The sequence below is a fragment of the Paenibacillus dendritiformis genome (assembly GCF_021654795.1).
Lineage (GTDB): Bacteria > Bacillota > Bacilli > Paenibacillales > Paenibacillaceae > Paenibacillus_B.
This window is the reverse complement of the sequence record NZ_AP025344.1, coordinates 2143719-2162700: the sequence shown is the minus strand read 5'-3', so window position 1 is coordinate 2162700 and position 18982 is coordinate 2143719. Positions and strand designations below refer to the sequence as shown.

18 protein-coding genes are annotated in these 18982 nt (G+C 59.1%); 5 read left to right on the top strand and 13 right to left on the bottom strand.

Features of this window, described 5'->3' with window-relative positions; genetic code table 11:
- Positions 1 to 44: 44 nt before the first annotated feature.
- The 4 genes from L6439_RS09495 to L6439_RS09480 form a co-directional block, all read right to left on the bottom strand.
- Entirely contained in the window at positions 45 to 614 is a 570-nt protein-coding gene (locus L6439_RS09495; RefSeq protein WP_168182434.1) for a manganese catalase family protein, read from the bottom strand.
- Between the two features lie 48 nt (positions 615 to 662).
- Positions 663 to 938, bottom strand: a complete 276-nt coding sequence (locus tag L6439_RS09490) for a spore coat protein CotJB (RefSeq protein ID WP_213470238.1) — start codon at positions 936 to 938, stop codon at positions 663 to 665.
- On the bottom strand, positions 935 to 1225 hold the full coding sequence (locus tag L6439_RS09485) for a spore coat associated protein CotJA (protein ID WP_172879209.1): 291 nt from the start codon (positions 1223 to 1225) through the stop codon (positions 935 to 937). The genes L6439_RS09490 and L6439_RS09485 overlap by 4 nt, the downstream gene beginning before the upstream one ends.
- Before the next feature lie 130 nt (positions 1226 to 1355).
- Positions 1356 to 1880, bottom strand: coding sequence for a Crp/Fnr family transcriptional regulator (locus L6439_RS09480; protein WP_213470236.1), 525 nt, complete (start codon positions 1878 to 1880; stop codon positions 1356 to 1358).
- 231 nt (positions 1881 to 2111) lie between these two features.
- On the opposite strand from L6439_RS09480, the gene L6439_RS09475 reads away from it, so the two are divergent.
- From L6439_RS09475 to L6439_RS09455, 5 genes are all read left to right on the top strand, one after another.
- Positions 2112 to 2528 (top strand): YhjD family protein, encoded by a 417-nt coding sequence (locus L6439_RS09475; RefSeq protein ID WP_168182437.1) that lies wholly within the window; start codon positions 2112 to 2114, stop codon positions 2526 to 2528.
- 213 nt (positions 2529 to 2741) lie between these two features.
- Positions 2742 to 4010, top strand: coding sequence for a DNA polymerase IV (locus L6439_RS09470; RefSeq protein ID WP_168182438.1), 1269 nt, complete (start codon positions 2742 to 2744; stop codon positions 4008 to 4010).
- Positions 4007 to 4516, top strand: a complete 510-nt coding sequence (locus L6439_RS09465) for a YhjD family protein (RefSeq protein ID WP_213470234.1) — start codon at positions 4007 to 4009, stop codon at positions 4514 to 4516. Before L6439_RS09470 ends, L6439_RS09465 begins: the two co-directional genes overlap by 4 nt.
- A gap of 111 nt (positions 4517 to 4627) precedes the next feature.
- The gene (locus L6439_RS09460; RefSeq protein WP_213470345.1) at positions 4628 to 5200 is read left to right on the top strand and encodes an isochorismatase family protein; all 573 of its coding nucleotides are present in this window, start codon (positions 4628 to 4630) and stop codon (positions 5198 to 5200) included.
- 30 nt (positions 5201 to 5230) lie between these two features.
- Positions 5231 to 6097 (top strand): SOS response-associated peptidase, encoded by an 867-nt coding sequence (locus L6439_RS09455; protein WP_306434364.1) that lies wholly within the window; start codon positions 5231 to 5233, stop codon positions 6095 to 6097.
- Positions 6098 to 6819: 722 nt separating this feature from the next.
- On the opposite strand, the gene L6439_RS09450 is transcribed toward L6439_RS09455, so the two are convergent.
- From L6439_RS09450 to L6439_RS09410, 9 genes are all read right to left on the bottom strand, one after another.
- Entirely contained in the window at positions 6820 to 7869 is a 1050-nt protein-coding gene (locus tag L6439_RS09450; RefSeq protein WP_213470232.1) for a DMT family transporter, read from the bottom strand.
- Between the two features lie 39 nt (positions 7870 to 7908).
- Complete coding sequence (locus tag L6439_RS09445; RefSeq protein WP_237096799.1) at positions 7909 to 8736, bottom strand: carbohydrate ABC transporter permease; 828 nt, start codon at positions 8734 to 8736, stop codon at positions 7909 to 7911.
- A complete protein-coding gene (locus L6439_RS09440; RefSeq protein WP_213470230.1) occupies positions 8733 to 9650 on the bottom strand; it encodes a carbohydrate ABC transporter permease in 918 nt (305 codons plus the stop codon). The genes L6439_RS09445 and L6439_RS09440 overlap by 4 nt, the downstream gene beginning before the upstream one ends.
- A 73-nt stretch (positions 9651 to 9723) precedes the next feature.
- Positions 9724 to 10983 (bottom strand): ABC transporter substrate-binding protein, encoded by a 1260-nt coding sequence (locus L6439_RS09435; protein ID WP_213470228.1) that lies wholly within the window; start codon positions 10981 to 10983, stop codon positions 9724 to 9726.
- Between the two features lie 207 nt (positions 10984 to 11190).
- Positions 11191 to 12354, bottom strand: a complete 1164-nt coding sequence (locus tag L6439_RS09430; RefSeq protein WP_213470226.1) for a response regulator transcription factor — start codon at positions 12352 to 12354, stop codon at positions 11191 to 11193.
- Positions 12332 to 14062, bottom strand: coding sequence for a cache domain-containing sensor histidine kinase (locus tag L6439_RS09425; RefSeq protein ID WP_213470224.1), 1731 nt, complete (start codon positions 14060 to 14062; stop codon positions 12332 to 12334). Before L6439_RS09425 ends, L6439_RS09430 begins: the two co-directional genes overlap by 23 nt.
- Before the next feature lie 158 nt (positions 14063 to 14220).
- Positions 14221 to 15936 carry an amylo-alpha-1,6-glucosidase gene (locus tag L6439_RS09420; RefSeq protein ID WP_213470222.1) on the bottom strand — a complete coding sequence of 572 codons (1716 nt, stop codon included), beginning with the start codon at positions 15934 to 15936 and terminating at the stop codon, positions 14221 to 14223.
- Positions 15937 to 16206: 270 nt separating this feature from the next.
- Entirely contained in the window at positions 16207 to 17955 is a 1749-nt protein-coding gene (locus tag L6439_RS09415; protein WP_237096901.1) for a non-ribosomal peptide synthetase, read from the bottom strand.
- A 120-nt stretch (positions 17956 to 18075) separates the two neighbouring features.
- Positions 18076 to 18981, bottom strand: coding sequence for an ACP S-malonyltransferase (locus L6439_RS09410; RefSeq protein ID WP_213470218.1), 906 nt, complete (start codon positions 18979 to 18981; stop codon positions 18076 to 18078).
- Position 18982 lies beyond the last annotated feature (1 nt).

Here is an 18982-nt window from a genome sequence, read left to right as displayed (position 1 = left end):
CAAAAAGCCGGCGTCCTTGGCGGCACCGGCTTCACCTCGTCGTGTCAAAATATCTTCTTCGCATCCCGCTGTTCCTTCAAAATCTCCACCGCTTCCCTGAATCGAAGCGAATGGATGACTTCCCGTTCCCGCAAAAATTTGAGGCCGTCCTGCAAATCGACATCATCCGTCATATCGATCAGCCATTGGTACGTCGCGCGCGCCTTCTCCTCGGCGGCGATATCCTCGTACAAGTCGGCGATCGGATCGCCCTTCGCTTGAATATAGGCCGCCGTCCATGGGACCCCGCCCGCATTTTCATAGAACAGCGCGCTGTCATGGGAGACATAATGCGCCCCGAGTCCGGCCGCTTCCAATTCCTGCGGCGTCGCGTCCTTGGTCAGCTTGTATACCATGGTGGCAATCATTTCCAGGTGGGCGAATTCCTCCGTCCCGATGTCGGTAAGCAAGCCGATAACCTTATCCGGAATCGAATATCGCTGATTCAAATAGCGAAGCGCCGCCGCCAGCTCCCCGTCGGCTCCGCCGTACTGCTCCAGCAGCAGCTTAGCCATGCGCGGATCGCATTTGCTGACGCGAACCGGATATTGAAGCTTTTTCTCATATACCCACAATGCCGCTTCCCTCCTCACGTTGGTTCCCCTTCTTCCCCGGGGCTTCCGCTACACCTGCCACGGCCACGGCGTGTCTATCCAGGACCAAGGGCATTTCGAATAGAAGCCGGCCGCCTGAAGGGGGCCGAACTTCTCCTGGAACTGCCTCGCCACCTTCATTCGTTCATGAACATAATGATTGAACTGCTGGATCGCCTGATTGTCTTCGGGATGCGTATCCAGATACAGATTCAGCTCGATCAGCACAAAATCGATTTCCTGCAGCTGCAGCAGGCTGTCATAGTACTCCCGAGTGCAGAACGGGTGCGTGCCATGTGTGCTCAAGCCGTTCCCTCCTCCCGTCTGCCCTTCGGCCGATAAGGGCTGAATAATGCCGGCCACAGCGTTCCGCACCGCAGCGCCTGCGGCGGCGGGAATTGCGGCAAATTCGGGGGTTGAAACGTAATGAACAGATTCGGCGGCAGGATATAGGTCTTGTAGGGCAGCGGCGGGCAAGGATCGAACGGACCGCGGTACGGAATATGGATCCGCTCCTGGGAATACGGTCCCGTCCCGCATGCGGATGGCCTCGCTGCCGGTTCGGCCCAGCCAAGCGCTTGCTCGTTGTCCATGATGCTCGGTACCTCCTTTATCAAGCGAAATAAATAACGCTTCACTTCCTACTCATATGAGCTTCCCGGAATGTCCCATGACATGAAAAAGCCGTTCAGCAGCAATAGGTCTGCTGAACGGCTTGCCCGTTCATCGCTTCGTCATGGAATTGGCGCCCTGCCGGAGCAGACGATTGACCGTCTCGCGCCGCACTCCGATCAGCTGCCCGATCTCCTCCTGCGTCAGCATGTCCGTAAGCGGGGTCTTGTTCGTCATGGTGTCCAGCCACCGGGTCAGCAGCGCCAGCCGCTCGGCAGGCGATCCGATCGTCAGATGATCGAGCCGCTGCTGCATGAAGCGGAGCTTCTCTTGCAGCAGCTTGGCCACTTCGAGCGCCTTGCCGGAATTGTTCCGCAGCTCCTCATACCACGCCTCCGCTTCAATCCGCTCTACCGTGCTGGTTACCATGGCCGTCGCCGTCCCATGGCAGTCCTTCGGAGAGATAAGGGAATGATGCGGTACCATCTCGCCCGGATACAATATATTGAACAGCACGATGTTCCCGTTCTCGTGCAGCCGGGTCACTTTGAACACGCCGCTCATGATCCGGTACAGGTACGTGCCCGGATCGCCTTGGCGGAACAATATCTCCCCCCGATGCAGCGTAATCTTCATTCCTGCTCACTCCTTCTTCCATCCCGGCTCTTTCCTTTTCCTCTGTTCTTATTGTAAACCATTTCGCTCCCTTCCACCATCATTTACCCATTGAAAACAGAATGTTTGTTCGCTATATTAGTTATAAAATAGAACACAAGTTCGTATAATGAGGTTATCAACCTTTCCGCGGGCCCCCGCGATGTCAAGCGGGGCGCCGCGTGAATGGAGTTACGCAAGGAGGAACCCGGTATGACTGTATTGTCCGCGACAAGCGGGCCTCCGCCTCATGACGGGGAAGACGCTCTGCTGGTGAAGCAGTATATCCTTCAGACCCTCGTCCTCGACGTGCTCGAGCGCGATATCGGCCGCATTGCCGTCTCGGGGCTGAAGATGGCAGAAATTTATATCCAGGGGCTTCGCCAGGCGCAGGACGACGCCGCCTCCGATCTGTTCCGCATCCGGAAGCAGTTCCGGCACCGCGGGATTAAGATCGTGTCCGAGGAACGGCTGGATCACGGCGTGCGCGTGCAGTACGTGTGCCGGGGGTACCACCGCTCCTTCTACATGCTGCGCGGCCTCATCCGAGCCGAGGTCAAGAGCCTGCTGCAGCGCTATCTGCATATCTCCGGCGGCCCGGAGGAACCGGAAGGGACCGCAGACAGCTAAGCCGTCATCCCGAGGGGCGGAACAGCATCCGCTCCGGCCCGCCGGCACGGCATACCGCCGGTTACCGGAACGAAGCACCGCCAACCGGCGGTATTCAGGCTCATCCGCCATCCGATTCCATAAACTTCATTTGCATAGAGAATGTATGTTCGGTATATAATAAACACGAATACACGTTCTCATTTTAAGACTCGATTGGTTGAGGTGGTTACATTGAGCGGAAGCAAGGAACGGATTATCTTTTTGGCGGACTGCCAAAGCTTCTATGCCAGCGTGGAAAAAGCGGAGCACCCGGAATATCAGCATATGCCGCTCGTTGTATCCGGGGATCCCGCGCGCCGATCGGGGATCATTCTGGCCGCTTGCCCGATAGCCAAAAGCTATGGCGTAACAACGGCGGAGCGGCTTGGGGAAGCCCTGAACAAGTGCCCCCGCCTGATCGTGATGCGCCCCCGCATGCAGCATTATATCGATGTCTCGCTGCTCATTACGCAAATTTATGAACAATTCACCGATCTCGTCGAGACGTTCAGCGTCGATGAGCAATTTCTCGATGTGACCGGAAGCCGGACGCTGTTCGGAGACCCGGTCACCATGGCGAGAGAGATTCAGCGCAGCGTGCTCGAGCAGACCGGAGTATGGGTCCGGATCGGGATCAGCTCCAATAAAATTTTGGCCAAAATGGCCACGGACATATGGGCCAAGAAAAACAAAGAGGGCATCTTCGCCCTGGCTCCGTCCGACATCGCGACGCTGCTGTGGCCTCAGCCGGTCAGCAAAATGTTCGGTGTCGGCTCCCGCATGACGGCCCATTTTGCCCGCCTGGGCATGACGACTATCGGAGATATCGCCAGAACCCCGCTGCCGCAGCTCAAGGATAAATTCCGCGCCCGCTTCGGCAAGCAGTCGGACATTCATGCCGAAGTGATGTGGCGCACCGCCAACGGCCTCGATGACAGCCCCGTCTCCCCGGATACGTTCCGCACGCCGCCACAATCGGTCGGCCATATGATGACCTTGCCCCGGGACTACGCCACGGAATCGGAAGTGGATACGATTCTTCTCGAGCTTACGGAGGAAGTGTGCCGGGATTGCCGGCGCAAAGGATATATGGGCTCGGTGGTTACCGTCAGCTGCATGTGCAGCCCCTACGAAGCGCCGACCGGGTTCTCCCGCCAAATGACGATGCCGGATCCGACGAATAATACGAACAAAGTATTTGCCGCGGCCAAGCAGCTTTTCTATACGTTTTGGAACCGCAGGCCGGTCCGCCGCGCCGGCATCATGCTAAGCAAGCTGGTGGACGATCAGCTGTATCAGCTTACCCTGTTCGAGGATCAGGAAAAAGCGAGAGCGTTGGAGAGAGCGACGGACGGCATCAAAGAACGGTACGGCAATGCGGCGATCGTCCGCGCCTCTTCCTTGACCGCCGCCGGTCAGGCGGCAGACCGGGCAGCCAAAATCGGGGGGCATTATAAATGAGCAAAAAACTCCAAAAAAACGGCCTGTGGGAATCGAGCAGAATGATGCTTCCCCAGCATAAAGAAGCGCTGTTGAACCGGCGCCTCAACCCCGATAAGCCCGCCGAGCCCGCTCGGCCTGCTCCTCCTCCGAAGCGGGAAGAGCTGGAGCTGATGAAAAACTATGTCATGCTCTCCCATTTGCAGACGATGGTGACCAAGAAAATCCGCGAGATCGAGCGCTCCTCCGAAACGCTGAAGCCCCTGTATGCCCAGGCCGCCCAGGTTCTGGCGCAGCATATTGACCGGGATTTATCCAAGGCCGGACGCGCCATGCTGGACAAGAACATCCATCTGTTCCCGGGGGAGCACGACGGGCAGGCGATTACGTACCCTTATACCTGCCGCGGCCATGAGGGCAGCTTCCTCATTACGCGGGAATATATGCGGGCCGACATGAGCAAGAGGCTGGGGATCTATACCGATCATCTGGTGGCGGCTCTCCGCAGGTCCTCCATCCGGGCGTGATCGGAGGGAGGCTGCCGGGCGCCGGCGGGCCGATCCGGGCGCGGCATTGGAGACGGCGGCATCCATCGGGTATAATGAAGTCGTTCCCTAATCTATAAAAAAGGAAGTTTGCTGATGAATCCACTGCACATACAGCCCGAGCGAACGGCGTTCGTAGCCATCGATTTGCAGCAGGGGATTGTCGGTATGCCCGGCGTTCCCCACTCGACCTCGACGGTCGTCCGCCATGCGGCCCGGCTCGCGGACGCGCTGCGCCGGGCAGGCGCGTTTATCGTCTTCGTCCATGTCGACTTTGTTGACGGCAAGGATGCGCTCCAGCCGGTAGCCGAGAAGCAGCTCCCGGCCAAGCCGGTGGACAACTGGGCCGAACTGGTCCCCGATCTGCATGTTCAGCCCGGAGATCATATTGTGGTCAAGCGGGGCTTCGGGGCGTTTTTCGGCACGGATCTCGATCTGCAGCTCCGCAGACGCGGCATCGACACCATCCTGCTATGCGGGATCTCGACCCATATCGGCGTAGATACGACGGCCAGGGAAGCGTACCAGTTGAACTATAATCAAATTTTTGTCACCGATGCGATGACGGCTCCCTTCAAAGAAGCCCATGAATTCCCATGCGAGCATGTTTTTCCGCTTATGGGGCGGCTGCATACGACCGCCGAAGTGCTGGCCGCGCTTGAATAAGCTTCTGTGCCGCGGGCCGGATGGCCGCGCTTGAGTCAGCTTCGGCCGCGGGCCGGATGGCGGCGCTTGAATCAGCTTCGGCCGCGGACCGGATGGCGGCGCTTGAATCAGCTTCGGCCGCGGACCGGATGGCGGCGCCGATGGAAGCAAGCGATCAGACGCGCATACGGCCCTGACCGCCGCCGCGTCACAGACACAAAGGGAGGGAGCAGCATGTGCGGGAGATATTCATTGACGGTGAGCTTGGAGGAACTGCTCGCCTATTATGCGCTGGAGGAGGATGCGGCTGCGGCCCTGTTCTCTTATGGGCCCCGCTTCAATATCGCTCCGGGGCAGCCCATCCCAGCCGTCATTCACGACGGGGCGAAGCTGAGAATCGGCCCGCTCCGCTGGGGCCTGATCCCCTCCTGGGCCAAGGACGAGAAGATCGGCTGGCGGACCGTGAACGCCCGCGCCGAGACGCTGCGAAGCAAGCCGGCGTTCCGCCTTCCGTTCGAGCGCAAGCGCTGCCTCATTCCGGCGGACGGCTTCTACGAATGGAGAACGGAGCCGGACGGCACGAAGCAGCCGATCCGGATCGTAAGGCGGGACGGCAGCCTCTTCCAGTTCGCCGGCCTGTACGACACCTGGGTCGATGGCGAAGGACGCAGAGTAAGCACCTGCACGATAATCACCACCGAACCGAACGAACTGATGGCTCCGATACATGACCGGATGCCCGTCATCGTGCCGCCCGAGCAGATCACAATCTGGCTGGACCGCGGCACGACCGACACGCTGCGGCTGGAGCCGCTTCTCCGGCCCTGTCCCGCCGGTGAGCTTCACGCCTATCCGGTGCACAAGCGGGTCGGCAATGCGAAGACAGACGATCCCGCTTGCATTGAACCGCTCTTCTAACCCGATACCCGCTCCGACAGAAGGCTGCCCATAGGCAGTGCACAAGGATGCGAGGCAAGACGGGATGTGCGGATCATATATGCGGCAGGAAGACGGCCGTGGGAAAAGCGGCGGAATATGCACGGGTCGAGACGCGGCAGTGATACCGAGGCTGTTGTGAGGCTAGACTATGCTACGAGGCTGTTGTTGTGAGACGCGGTTGTCAGGCTAGGCTGTGATACGAGCCTTTGTTGTGCGACGAGGTTGTGAAGCTAGGCTGTGATACGAGGCTGTTGTTGTGAGACGAGGTTGTGAAGCTAGGCTGTGATACGAGGCTGTGAGATGGAATTGGTGAAAAAATCCTGCATGAATGCAGGATTTTACGCTATTTGTGCCCGTATTTGATTAAATTCCTGCAAAAGTGCATTATTTTGCTTGATTCTTGCGTTCTATCTATGGCACAGCCTGAAATTGCTGCACTTTTGCAGGAATCCCTGTAACGGGCGAAAACCTCATAATGGAAAGCTGCATTTTTGCATTATTTCGGCAAGCCGAGCTTGGAGAATGGGGGCTGTCTCACTGCAGTTGCATACTGCTGATGGGACAGCCTCTCTTGCGTTCAGGCCAGGCCCTCCCTGCCCGGCCTGTCCTGCCTGTCGGCCGCCCGCCTGCCCCGCCTGTCCGCCTATCCGGCCGCCCCCCTGTTCGTCGGCGGAGGCAGAGGCGGCACGCTCGTCGCGCCGTCAAGAACTGCGCCGGCCGCTGCCTTGGCGCGGGCTCCGGTCCTCGCCGAGCGGCGGGGCGTCCGGCTTCCGCTGCGGGCACTCGTCCGGCTTCCGCTGCGGACACTCGTCCGGCTTCCGCTGCGGGCACTCGTTCGGCTTCCGCTGCGGCGCGGCCGCCGGGCGGCGATCCGCCAGCTCGGCGTAGAGCATGCCGCCGAGAATGAGCGCGCAGCCCAGCACGGCGGCCCAGCCGAGCCGCTCGCCGGCGAAGATGACGCCGGTCAAGGCCGCGAACACCGGCTCGGTGGCGAAGATAATCGCCACCCGCGCCGCGGAAGTATGCTGCTGGCACCAGGTCTGCGCCCAGTACGCGAAGCCCGTCGAGAGCAGGACGGACACGAGCAGGGCGAACAGCACCTCCGGCTTCGCGAAGCCGGCCAGCCGTTCGCCGATCGGGGCCGCCGTCTCGGTCAGGCCCGAGAGCAGCGCGGCGAGCACGCCCACCGTGGCGAACTGGACGGTGACGAGCGGCATCGTCTCATGCCGGGGCGCATACAAGGCCGTCACCGCGATATGAAGCGCGAAGCAGACCGCCCCGAAGAAGACCAGGATATCCCCGCGGTTCAAAGAGAGGCTCCCGCCGTCCACCGCGAGCAGATACAATCCGGCGAAGGCCGCCCCCGCCGCCATCCAGGTGGCGGCCGACAGGCGCTGCTTCGCGATCAGCAGCGAAGCGAAGGGCACGAAGACGACCGACATGCCGGTGATGAAGCCCGTATTCGTCGAGGTCGTATACTGGAGGCCGGCCGTCTGCAGCGAGAAGGCGCCGAACAGCCACAGGCCGAGCACGCCTCCGTGAAGCATCAGTCCCCGGTTCCACCGCGCCTTGCGCAGGCGGCCGCTCGCCAGCATCATCAGCAGGAACAGCAGAGCCGCTCCGGCGAAGCGGGCCGCGTTGAACGCCTGGGAAGATACATCCTCCAGCGCCCGCTGCACGATAAGGAAGGTCGATCCCCAGATAAGAGCCGTAATCAATAAGCATAGCTCGGATAGCCGCGCCCGATTCACACCGAATGTCCCCCTTTAATGTTCATATCCCGCCATGACTCAGCCTTTGATGCCGGTCGTCGCGATGCCTTCAACGATGTAGCGCTGCGCCAGGAAAAAGGCGGCGAGCGGCGGCAGGCAGATGAGGAAGGTGACGGCCATGATGGAGACCATATCGACGCCGAACATGCCCCGGAATTGCGACAGCCCGAGCGTCAGCGTATACTTGGTCTGATCGTTCAGGAAGATAAGCGGGCCCAGATAGTCGTTCCAGCTGCTCAAGATGTGGAATACTCCGACGAGAATGAGCGCCGGCCGCAGCAGCGGAACGATCAGCCGCAGGAAAATCTGCACCGGGTTGGCGCCGTCGATGCGGGCCGCCTCCTCCAGTTCGGTCGGGATGCCCATAATAAATTGCCGCAGCAGAAAAATAAAGAACGGCGACCCGAACCAGGCCGGAACGATGAGCGGCTTCAGCGTGTTGATCCAGCCGAGCGCATTGAATTCCATATAGAGCGGAATCATCGTAACCTCCCACGGAATCATCATCGAGGCAAGCAGTATCAGGAACAACGCATTTTTGCCGCGGAAGTGAAAGCGCGCGAACCCGTAGGCGACCAGCGACGAAGAGAGCAACTGCCCGATAAGCGACAGCCCCGTCACGATAAGGGAATTGTTCAGGTAGGTGCCGAACGGCTGCGATTGCCACGCCTTGGCGAAATTATCCCATTGGAGGACGGACGGAATCCATTTCGGCGGAAACAGATACAGCTCTTCGGGCGTCTTGACCGCCGTCGTGATCATCCAATAGAAGGGCGCAAGGAACAGCAGCGAGAACAACAACAGCAGACTGTAGACGACAACCGATTTCATGCGCGTTTCTCTCATTTGTCTTTCCTCATTTCCCCTTCGTAATAGACCCAGGCCGATGAAGAGCGGAAGACAAGCGCCGTCAGCGCCAGCACGATGATGAACATGAACCATGCGTTGGCGGAGGCGTACCCCATTTTCGAATATTTGAAGGCGTTCTCATACATGTACATGGCATAGAAATAAGTGGAATTCAACGGTCCCCCGCCCGTCATGACCAACGCCAGCGTCAATTGCTGGAAGGCCGCGATAATGGTCGTAATGAGATTGAACAAGATCGTCGGGCTGAGCATCGGCAGCGTAATGCGCACGAATTGCGTCCAGCGTCCCGCGCCGTCAATGGAAGACACCTCGTACAGATCCTTCGGGATGTTTTTGAGCCCGGCGAGGAAGAGTAGCATCATCGTGCCTTGTCCCCACAGGCTGGCGATGACCATCGCCACCGGAGCCCACGCCGGATCATTCAGCCAATTCGGCCCTTCGATCCCGAAGACGGACAGCAAATAATTCAAAATGCCGTATTCCCCATCGAACACCCACGACCAGATCATGGCCAGCGCCACGCCGGAGATGACCGACGGCAAATAGAAGGCGGAACGGAAAAACCCGCTTCCCCGGACCCGCTGGTTCAGCAGAATCGCCAGCAGCAGCGCCACCCCGATATTGAGAGGCACGAACAGCGCCGCGAACTTGAGCGTCACCCCGAGCGAGGTCCAGAAGAGAGGGTCGCCCCGGAACATCTCGACATAGTTGGCAATGCCTACGAAGGTCTTCTCCCCGACAATCGGCCATTCATAGAAGCTGATGACAAGCGAGAACACGAGCGGTCCTAATGTAAAAGCGAGAAACCCGATAATCCACGGCATTATGAACAAATAAGGAATGGCTGCCTGCCGCGGAAGGGCGGTCATCCGCCGGGTCGATCGTTGCATCGTTCATCGTCCTTTCCGCTGAAGAGAAGCGGGAGGCCCCGGAGATCGGTCATCTGCCGGGGCCCCGCCTGTCTTATTGATTGACATATTTCGAGGCATCCTCCACCGCCCGGTCGAGCACCGTCTTCGCATCCTGGCCGAGCATGACCGAGTCAATGGCCGTCGACAAATAGCGGTTGACCAGCTTCCAGTTCTTGTTGAGCAGGAAGGACGGGGTCGTGTCGGACCGTTCCAGCATCGCGTAGAACGGCGCATACAGCGGATCCTGGTCGAATTTCTTCTCCTGGACGATGCTCTTGCGGATCGGCAGGTCCGAATTGCTGCGCATATGAATCGCTTCATTCGAGATGAAGTATTTGGTGAACTCCCAGGCAAGCTCCTTCTGCTTCGACTGCTTCGCGACCGAGACGGCGCTCAGGGCGACGATGCCCTTGACCGGCTTGCCCGGAAATGCCGGCATCTCGACCGTGCCGAAATCGACCTGCGCTTCCTTGAACCCGTCCAGCGGCCAGACGCCGCTTTCCCACATGGCGATTTTGCCGGCCTTGAACACATCTTCCCCGCTCATCTGATTTTTGCCGCCGACCAGCGTAGCCGCCTTCTCCTTCAGCAGGTCGCCGAACAGCTGAATCGCGCCCGCCGTCTCGGGCCCGTTCATGAACCCTTCGATCCGGCTGCCGTCCTCGCTCACGAAGCTGCCGCCGTTGCTCCAGACGATCCCCTGCAGATCGTAAGGGTCATTCGTCGCCCGCAGGCCGAAGCCATACTGCTTCTTCTCCGGGTGGGACAGCTGCTTCGCGATGTCCTTGAACTCGTCCCAGGTCCATCCGTCCTTCGGATACGGAATGCCCGCCTCGTCGAACAGCTTCTTGTTGTAGTACATCGCTCTCGTCGTGAAGCCGCTCGGCAGCCCATACGTCTGGCCGTCGACCTTCACATAGTGGAACAGGCTGTCGTAGATGTCATCGAGTCCGAGATTCTCATCCTTCTTCATATACTCGTCCAGCGGCTCCAGATTGGCATGGTAGGTGGGGAAATCCCACATCAGCATCACGTCGGGGGGATTGCCCGCGCCGAACGAGGCCGCCAGCTTCTGATCGAAGCCGTCGGCGTAAGGCTCCACCTGCACCTTCACGCCGGGATGCGCCTTCTCGAACGCCTTGGCGATATCCTCCTGGACCTTCAGGCTGTCTCCGGTATCCCAGGTCGCGAAGCGAAGCACCTTCTGTCCGCCGGCCTCCCCGCCCTCGCCGGAGCCCGAAGCGCCGCATCCCCCCAGCGCAATGGCCAGCGCCGCGGCCAGCACCGCTGTCAACAAGCGTTTTTTTGTCATGTGCTCTCCCCCTGATTCGATAATGTCATCCACTGACTAGAGGCAGTTCAAAAAGTCCGCTATTGATCACGAAGTGAGACCGGTCTCTTTGAACACGTATTTAACGCTATCTTCACTTTAGAAAAAATAAAGCGTTTTCAAAACCGCTTGCTGTCAGGCGCCAGGGGGCATTTTGTTCGGGTTGCGCCCTTTTCGCCCGTTCATGGGTCAAGATGACCTGCGCGATTCGCCTTTCTGTTCGGCCCGGTATTGCGACGGCGTGACTCCGCAGCAGCGTTTGAACCATTTGCTGACATACTTTCCGTCGATCATGCCGATGCGCTCCGCGATGTCCTGCAGCGTCAGATCGGTCGATGCGAGCAGATCCATCGCGGCATCGAGCCGCATCCGGTATAGAAAGGACAGAAAGCTCTCGCCGACGGTCTTTTTGAACAGCATGCTGAAATGGCTGCGGCTCAAGCCTACGCGGCGGGCGATGTCGCTGGCCGACCACGGCTCGCTCAGGTCGCCGGCGACGAGGCGGACCGCCTGGCCGATTGTCTCCGGCCAAGTATGCGGCTGCAGGCCATAGCGCCGCTCCAACTCTGCCTCGCGGTGCAGCTTCACGAGCGCCTCCAGCCAATCGTCCATCCCCTGGAGCGGTCCGAGACGATGCCAATGAAGCGAGGCGTGCCGCTGCTTCTCTTCATTCAATATCCGCTCCATCCGTTCCCCGGTCTCGGCGCAGACCGTATAGTAGCGCCGGTCCGCTCCGCACGGCAGCGCGGCGGATGGCTGCGGCAGCCGCGCCTCCAGCCCGCTCCACGGATACTCGGCTTCCTCCGCCTTCGCGGCATAGACCGTGCACGGCAGGCGAAGCCCCCAGGCGGCCCATCGCCGCTCCAGCTCGGCGCGGAAGCCGCAATCGAAGCCGGACAGCCACGCATAGAAGGCGGCCTCCCAGCCGGCGGCGCCGCTCTCGGGCTGCGGCTCCGGGTGCGCTTCCAGCTCCGTCTGGAATTTGCGCAAATAGTAGTCGAGCTCGCTGTCCTCGAACGCCGTCTTCAACAAATAGCCGGAAGCGCCAATCCGAAGGCCCTGCTGGGCGTATTCGAAATCGCGATGGCAGCTCAAGAGCAGGATTTTGGTCTGGGGCGCCTCCGCCTTAATCCGCTCGGCCAAGGCAATGCCGTCCATTTCCGGCATGACGATATCGGTAATGACGACCTCCGGCCTATGCTGCAGGAAGGCTTCCCACCCCCGCGCTCCATTCGGCACATCCGCGACGACCGCCATATGGTACCTGGCCCAATCCACAGTCGCGATCAATCCTTTGCGGACAATGCTTTCGTCGTCGGCAATCAGCACTTTAATCGGCATCATCGGTTCCATGAAGATTCTCCTCCTGTCGTTTCGGCCAGCGCAGGATCATATCGGTTCCGCGGCCAGGCTCCGAATGCACAGCCAAGCCGTATTGCGGGCCAAAATGCAGCTTGAACTTGCGATCGACGTTGTAGACGCCAATGCCCCGCTTCTTCCGCCGATCCGGCGCTTCGCCGAGCAGAGCCAGCCTGCGCTCCTCGCTTATGCCCTTGCCGTCGTCGGACAGCGCCAGTACGAGATCGTCCCCCTGCTCCGCGATCGTCAAGCGAATGTTTCCCCGCCCGTCCTCGAACGCGTGGAAAAAAATATTTTCGAACAGCGGCTGCAGCGTCATGCGGGGCATCACATAATCGAGCAGGGACGCGTCGATATCCGTCTCATAACGGAACTCATGCTCGTAGCGAAGGCGCTGGATCTCCAGGAAATGCCCGATGACGGCCAGTTCCCGCCGCACCGGCACCAGCTCCTGGGCGAGATCGAGCCCGCCCTCCAGCACCATCGTCAGATGATACAGCATGCGGCGAATCTCCTCATTGCCCTGCAGCCGGGCCTTCCATTGAATCGAATTCAAGGTATTGAACAGCAGATGCGGATGGATCTGATAGTGGAACGCCCGCAGCTCCGCTTCTTTTTTCAGCCTCTCCTTGACCGTAATCTGCTCGACCAGCTCTTCGAGCTGCCCGGCCATCCGGTTGAAGCTGTGGGCGAGCACGCTCAGCTCGTCCTCGCCGCGCACGGGCAGACGCGTGCCGAACTTGCCGCTGCCGGCCAGCAGCATCGATTCCTTCAACCGTTTGATTCGCTTCGTCACGGTCGAGGAGAACAAATAACCGAGCAGCAGGGCGAGCAGCACCGACAGCACGAACCCGATCGCCGTATACGATCGGATGACGTCGGTCGATTGATAGAACAAGCCATGCGGCATCCTGGCTTCAATCGTCCAGTCATTCGAAGCCAGCTTCGTCTTCCATACCATATCATCCGGCCTGTCGTCCTCCGCCGCCGCCGTGCGGTAGATCGTCCGTCCCTCCCCATTTGTAATCGTCAGCATGGCATGCGTATCTTTCTCGAAGGAAGAAAACAGGCCGAACAAGTTATCCGCTTTCATTTCCAGCAGGATGCGCCCGTTCCGCAGCGGCCCGCTCTGGTTGCGGATCGGGACGACGAGTCCGAGCACCCTCTCCTCCTTGTCCGCCTTCTTGTAATGGCGGGGCGTGTACAAGCCGGGCCAGTACTCGCCGTTGTAGTCCGGCGGCATGGCCTGCCACCACGGCTCCGCGAACAGCAGGCTCGTATCGATGCTGTTCTCGCCATAGAAATAGCCGGATTCGGTCACGATGAAAATGCCCTTATCCTTCACGGTCCTTAGCGCATTCAGCATATCTTCCAGCTCATATTGATCCTTCAGCTCCCCGTAAGTCGACGGGATCTCGGCATACAGCACGCGTCTCGCCGGGTTCAGCAAATAGGACTGAATGGAGCCGGCCATCAGCTGCAGATGGTTCAGCTCGGTGTCCAATTGATGCTGAAGCTGGGTGACCGAGTTCGAGCCGTAACGCCCGAATTGCTCCTGCAGCAGCTCGGAAGACTTGAAATAAGATAACAGGCCCAGCGTGAACAGCGGCAAGACGACTGCCCCAAGGAACAGCCCGACCAGCTTGACGCGCAGATTGCGCCGCGGCCAAGGGATGCGGGACAAGAACGGAACACGGGCCATAGGCAATCCTCCTTCTGCGGTGTCGCGGCGATGTTGTAATGCGTGTCATAACTATATCAAGGAAAGGACAAGAGAAAAAGACACACGATTTTCCTGGTGCAAAAGGCGTGTGTCCTTCCAAGTCAAAGCTTATCGAAACCGTGTCTCGGCTTTTCCGTCTATTCGCTCCGCGGCTGAGCATACTCGTGCGCCAGTATCAGGAAGACGCTCGATGTCCACGTAAAGGCCCGGTCGCGCAGCCCTTCCCCCGTCAGCGCATCGAAATTTTCTGCCATCCCGCTGCGGGCGGCCATATCGCAGAAGCGGCGCGCCGCCTCGGCGGCCAGCTCTTCCTCGCCGCAGCGAGCCAGGCCGTCGACGAGCAGCATCATGACCGGAGCCCAGATCGGGCCGCGCCAGTAGCCGTCCGGCTCATAGGCCGGGCTGCCGATGCTCTCCGTCGCGAAGCCGTGCGGCGTGAAGAAGCGCCGCTCATCGGCCAGCGCCTGCACGAGCGCCGCGCGGATCTCCTGCGGCAGCCGGCGCCCGAGCACGAGCGGCAGGCACGCGATCAGGCTGTCCTCGCCGACCGGCTCATGCGTGCCGGTACGGACGGCCGTCATGCGCCCGTCGCGCCAGCCATGCGCCAGCATCCGCTCCAGCGTGCCATCCGCCCGCCGGCTCCAGGCCGCCGCCTCCTCCGGCCGCTCCAGCCGGCGGGCGATCTCGGCCAGCGCATCGCATTGCAGCACGAGATAGGCCCCCAGATCGGGGCTCTCCACGGCGCCCGGCTCGTGGAAGATCGTGCTGTTGTCCCAGCCGCTGTCGTTGCCGTGGCTGTATTGCGGCATGCCGTCTCCGTCATCGTCGCAATACCGGAACCACCACTCGGTCCACCGCGCGAGCGGCCCGTATACCTCCTGGAGCTGGTCGGTGCCGATCCACCCGCTCCGCTCCATCATCCAGCTCAGCGTCCAGCCGTGGATCGGCGGCTTGCAGCAGTTCCAGAGGGCGTACTTGTCGTTCATGAAATCCGGCAGCGCCCCGCTCTGGTCCTGGCGATCGAAAAAGATCATGAACTGATCCCATGCCAGGGCCGGCTGCTCGCGAATGAGCGCCATCGCGTTGAAGCAATGATCCCAGCTCCAGATGTTGGTCATCCAGTTCTTGGACATATACATCGCCGGCCGCGGCAAATACCCGTCCGCCGGAACGACGCAGGACCAGGCAATATAAGCGGCCAGCAGACGGCCCTCCTCATAGGCGGGCGGGACCGCCGGCGTCTTGCCGAGCCAAGCGGCGAACTCCGCCTCCGTCCGCGCCGCGCTCTCGGCGAACGCCTCAAGTCCGGCCGGCTTCTCCCATACCGTCCGGTACTCCTGGATGAGCAGCTCGACCGTCTCCGTGCCGTCCGGCTCCATGGCAGCGGCGATATACTCGCAGCGGGTTCTGCGCCAGGGCGCATCCATCGACAGTCTCCCCTGCAGCGGAGTCAGCATAAAGCGAACCTCGTTGCGGAAGTCATTCACTTCCCAACGTCCCTCCGGCCGCTCCATCGCATAGTCGTAGTCTCCTCCCGCCAAGGTCAGCCGCAGGCCGACATGGCGCGCCCGCAGGCGAATCCGGTCGGCCGCATCGATGCACAGCTCCGCCCGGCCGCCGTCGCCGCTCTCCAGCTCCAGCAATCCCGGCGTGGCGCGGGACGTGAAGGCCAGGCTCTCCCCTTCCCGCACCAGCTCGATGCGGAACGCCGCTCCCGCGGTCGTATCCCCGCCGCGCACGGTGCGGATATAGACGCCCTCCTCTTCTCCCGGGCGCGCCGGCAGCCAAGAGACCGCCAAAAAGGATCCGTATCGGCTGAACGGCACGGTACGGATATCGAATGCAAGCTTCATTCCTATAGCCCCCTTCCCTCTTCTCTTGCCTCCCGCAGCAAACGCTTTCACAAATAGAGGAGCTCTGCCTCTCCCCTCTTCTCTTCTATTGTAACGGGTACGGCCGGGCAAGACGGCGCCGGGTTGTGCGGATTCGGGGGGCGAGATGTGCGGCCGCGCGGCCCGCTTCGTACTTTTGTTCGGCGCGAGGGGGGGTTTTGTCTTGTCCCGCCTGCCCCCGCGAAATGCGGACGCAAAGAAACAAGCCGGCGCATCGGCGCCAGCTTGCGGTCAGTTCTTCATCGATGTTTTGCTTTCTACATACGCAACCAAATCCTGAACGGTAACATACTTGGCCGCGTCGATATCCTCGTTTGCAAACTCGAAATCAAATGCGCTCTCTATGGCAACGATCATTTTAATAAACGAGATGGAGTGAATGCCCAGATCGGATAGATGATGATGCGGGCCGATCTCTTCGAAGGGAGGCGCCACCTCCATATTCGCTCTGAGGATGGCCTTGATCTTGGAAATGATATCCGTCTCCTCACCCGCCTCATCCGGCAAAAGCCCCCCGTGTGCAATCTGTATTTTTTCAGGAAAAGGCAGCGCCTTTCTGTCTATTTTCCCGTTCAGCGTGTACGGCATATGCTCAAGCCGAATGAAGTAGGAAGGGATCATGGATTCGGGCAGGCTGCGGCTCAAAAACTCCCGCAAACCTCCCGGAGACAGGTCATGATCGGCGATGAAATAGGCGCATAAATAGTTATTGCCGTCTTTGTCCTGCGAGGAGGCGACAGCGGCCTGTTGGATGGACGGGTGTTCCATCAAGGCGCTTTCCACTTCCTCCAATTCGATGCGGTGCCCTCTTATTTTCACCTGAGTATCGATTCTTCCAAGATATTGCAGGTTCCCGTCAGGCAGCAGCTTCGCCCGATCTCCAGTCTTGTACACTCGCTCGCCGGGAACCAATGGATTCGGAACAAACCGCTCCGCCGTAAGCTCCGGACGATGCAAATATCCTCTGGCCAGGCCGCTTCCTCCGATGCATAGCTCCCCCTCCTCGCCGGCGGGAACCATATGATTGCGGTCATCCATAACATAGACTTGCGTGTTCAGGATAGGCTTGCCGATATCCATCTTGTTTTTCCGGGTGACGTCGCTCACTGTAGACCAGATTGTCGTTTCGGTCGGTCCATACAGATTATAAATTTTGGCGCTTGTCTTCCTTCTCATATGGTCCAATAAGGCTTGGGGAAAAGCTTCCCCGCCGATCATGATTTCCTTCAAGCCGCGAAGACATTCGAACTGCTCTTTATTTTGGCCTGCTAATAGCCGCATCATGGATGGGGTGGTTTGCAGCATGTCAATTTCGTGATGCCGTATAAACTCAGCGAGCAATCTCGGATTTTTTTGCATCTCTTCATCGGCCATAACGACCGTCAATCCTCTGGTCAAGGGAAGCAGCGCTTCCAGCACAAAAATATCAAATGAGATTGTCGTTAAGGCGAGGATCTTCTTCCCTTCCGAAAAATCAATGCATTCGGCCATCCCGTCAAAAAAATTGACAACCGACTTGTGCTCGATCATGACGCCTTTCGCCCGGCCGGTCGACCCCGATGTATAAATGATATAAGCCAGATCATCCGCGGCCGGTTCCTCGTATCCCTCTTCATGTTCCTGAGGGGCGGGCGAGCATAGCGCATCAACGTATAATACTTTGGCATGCTCCGCTGCAGCCTCCATCCCTGAATGGGTCAATAAGAAGGAGGCACGGCTGTCGGCCAGCATATCCTGCTGCCGCCGTTCCGGGTATTCCGGATCAATGGGAAGATAGGCGGCCCCAACCTTGAGCACGGCCAGCAGGCCGGCTATCACGTCAATGGATCTCCTCATCCTAAGGGCAACGATGTCCTGCTTTTTCACCTTTTCCCTTCGTAAACCGGCGGCAAGCGAATTCACTTTCGTCCTTAATTCAGCATATGTAATCTTTTCTTCCTTGCACGCAATGGCGGTAGAGTGAGGGACTTTACGGGCCATTTCCTCGAACAATCGGTATATGGTTCTATGCATCGCGCCATTATGGGTATCTTCTGTTTTTTCGATTAACAAGACATCCACCTCACTTCCATAATGCTTAAGCCACGGGCCCAACCGGGATTAGCCCGCGCGTAAAAACACCGTCTGCTCTCTCGTAATTCCCAGCGTATCTCTGGCCATTCGGCACAGCACGCTTCGCAGCCCGCATTCCACATATTGTTCCACGCCGGCCCTATGCATATTTTCCAGTGTATTCACCCACAAGACGGGCGAATATAGCTGTTTTACTACATTCTCTTTGATTTGAGCGGCATCGGCCTCAATTTGGCCGGTCACATTCATATAGACGGGAATGATCGGATCAGCGAACGGGACGCTTTGGATTTCTTCCTTATAAATGGCCGCGGCAGGCTCCATCAGCTTGCAATGAAAGGGCCGGTTGACGTTAATCGGCATCACCTTGGCTCCGACTTCGTCGGCAATCTGACGGAAAGCCTCGAGCCCTTTCCGGTTGCCGGCTAAAGTCACTTGCTTATGGGAACTGTAATTCGCCACTCTGATGTAGCCGCTGTGTATATTGGCGCAGATCATATCGCACATCTCGGCCGGGAGATTGACCGCCGCCATAGTGTAAGAGCCTTCCCGCAGCACGGAATGGGAGGCTGCGACCAATTGCTTGACCATCTCGAACGAATCGCGCACAGAGACCACTTGCGCCGCCGCCAAGGCGGCATATTCGCCGAGCGAGAAGCCGGCCAGAGCCTGAAAAGAAAATCCTCTCTTGACGGCCAGCGTGAATGCGCATAAATCAATCGTGAGCATGCTCGGGAGAGAATAGATTTCATGCCGAAATGTCTCTTCTTCTCCGTAAAAACATAATTCCGCCATATCGTAGCCCATCACTTCGCTGGCTATGTTAAATAAATGGCGGCAATCTTCATCTTCATCATAAAACTCCTTGCCCATCCCGATATATTGGGACCCCTGCCCGCCAAAGAGACATGCGGTCTTCCTTCTCTCGCTCATC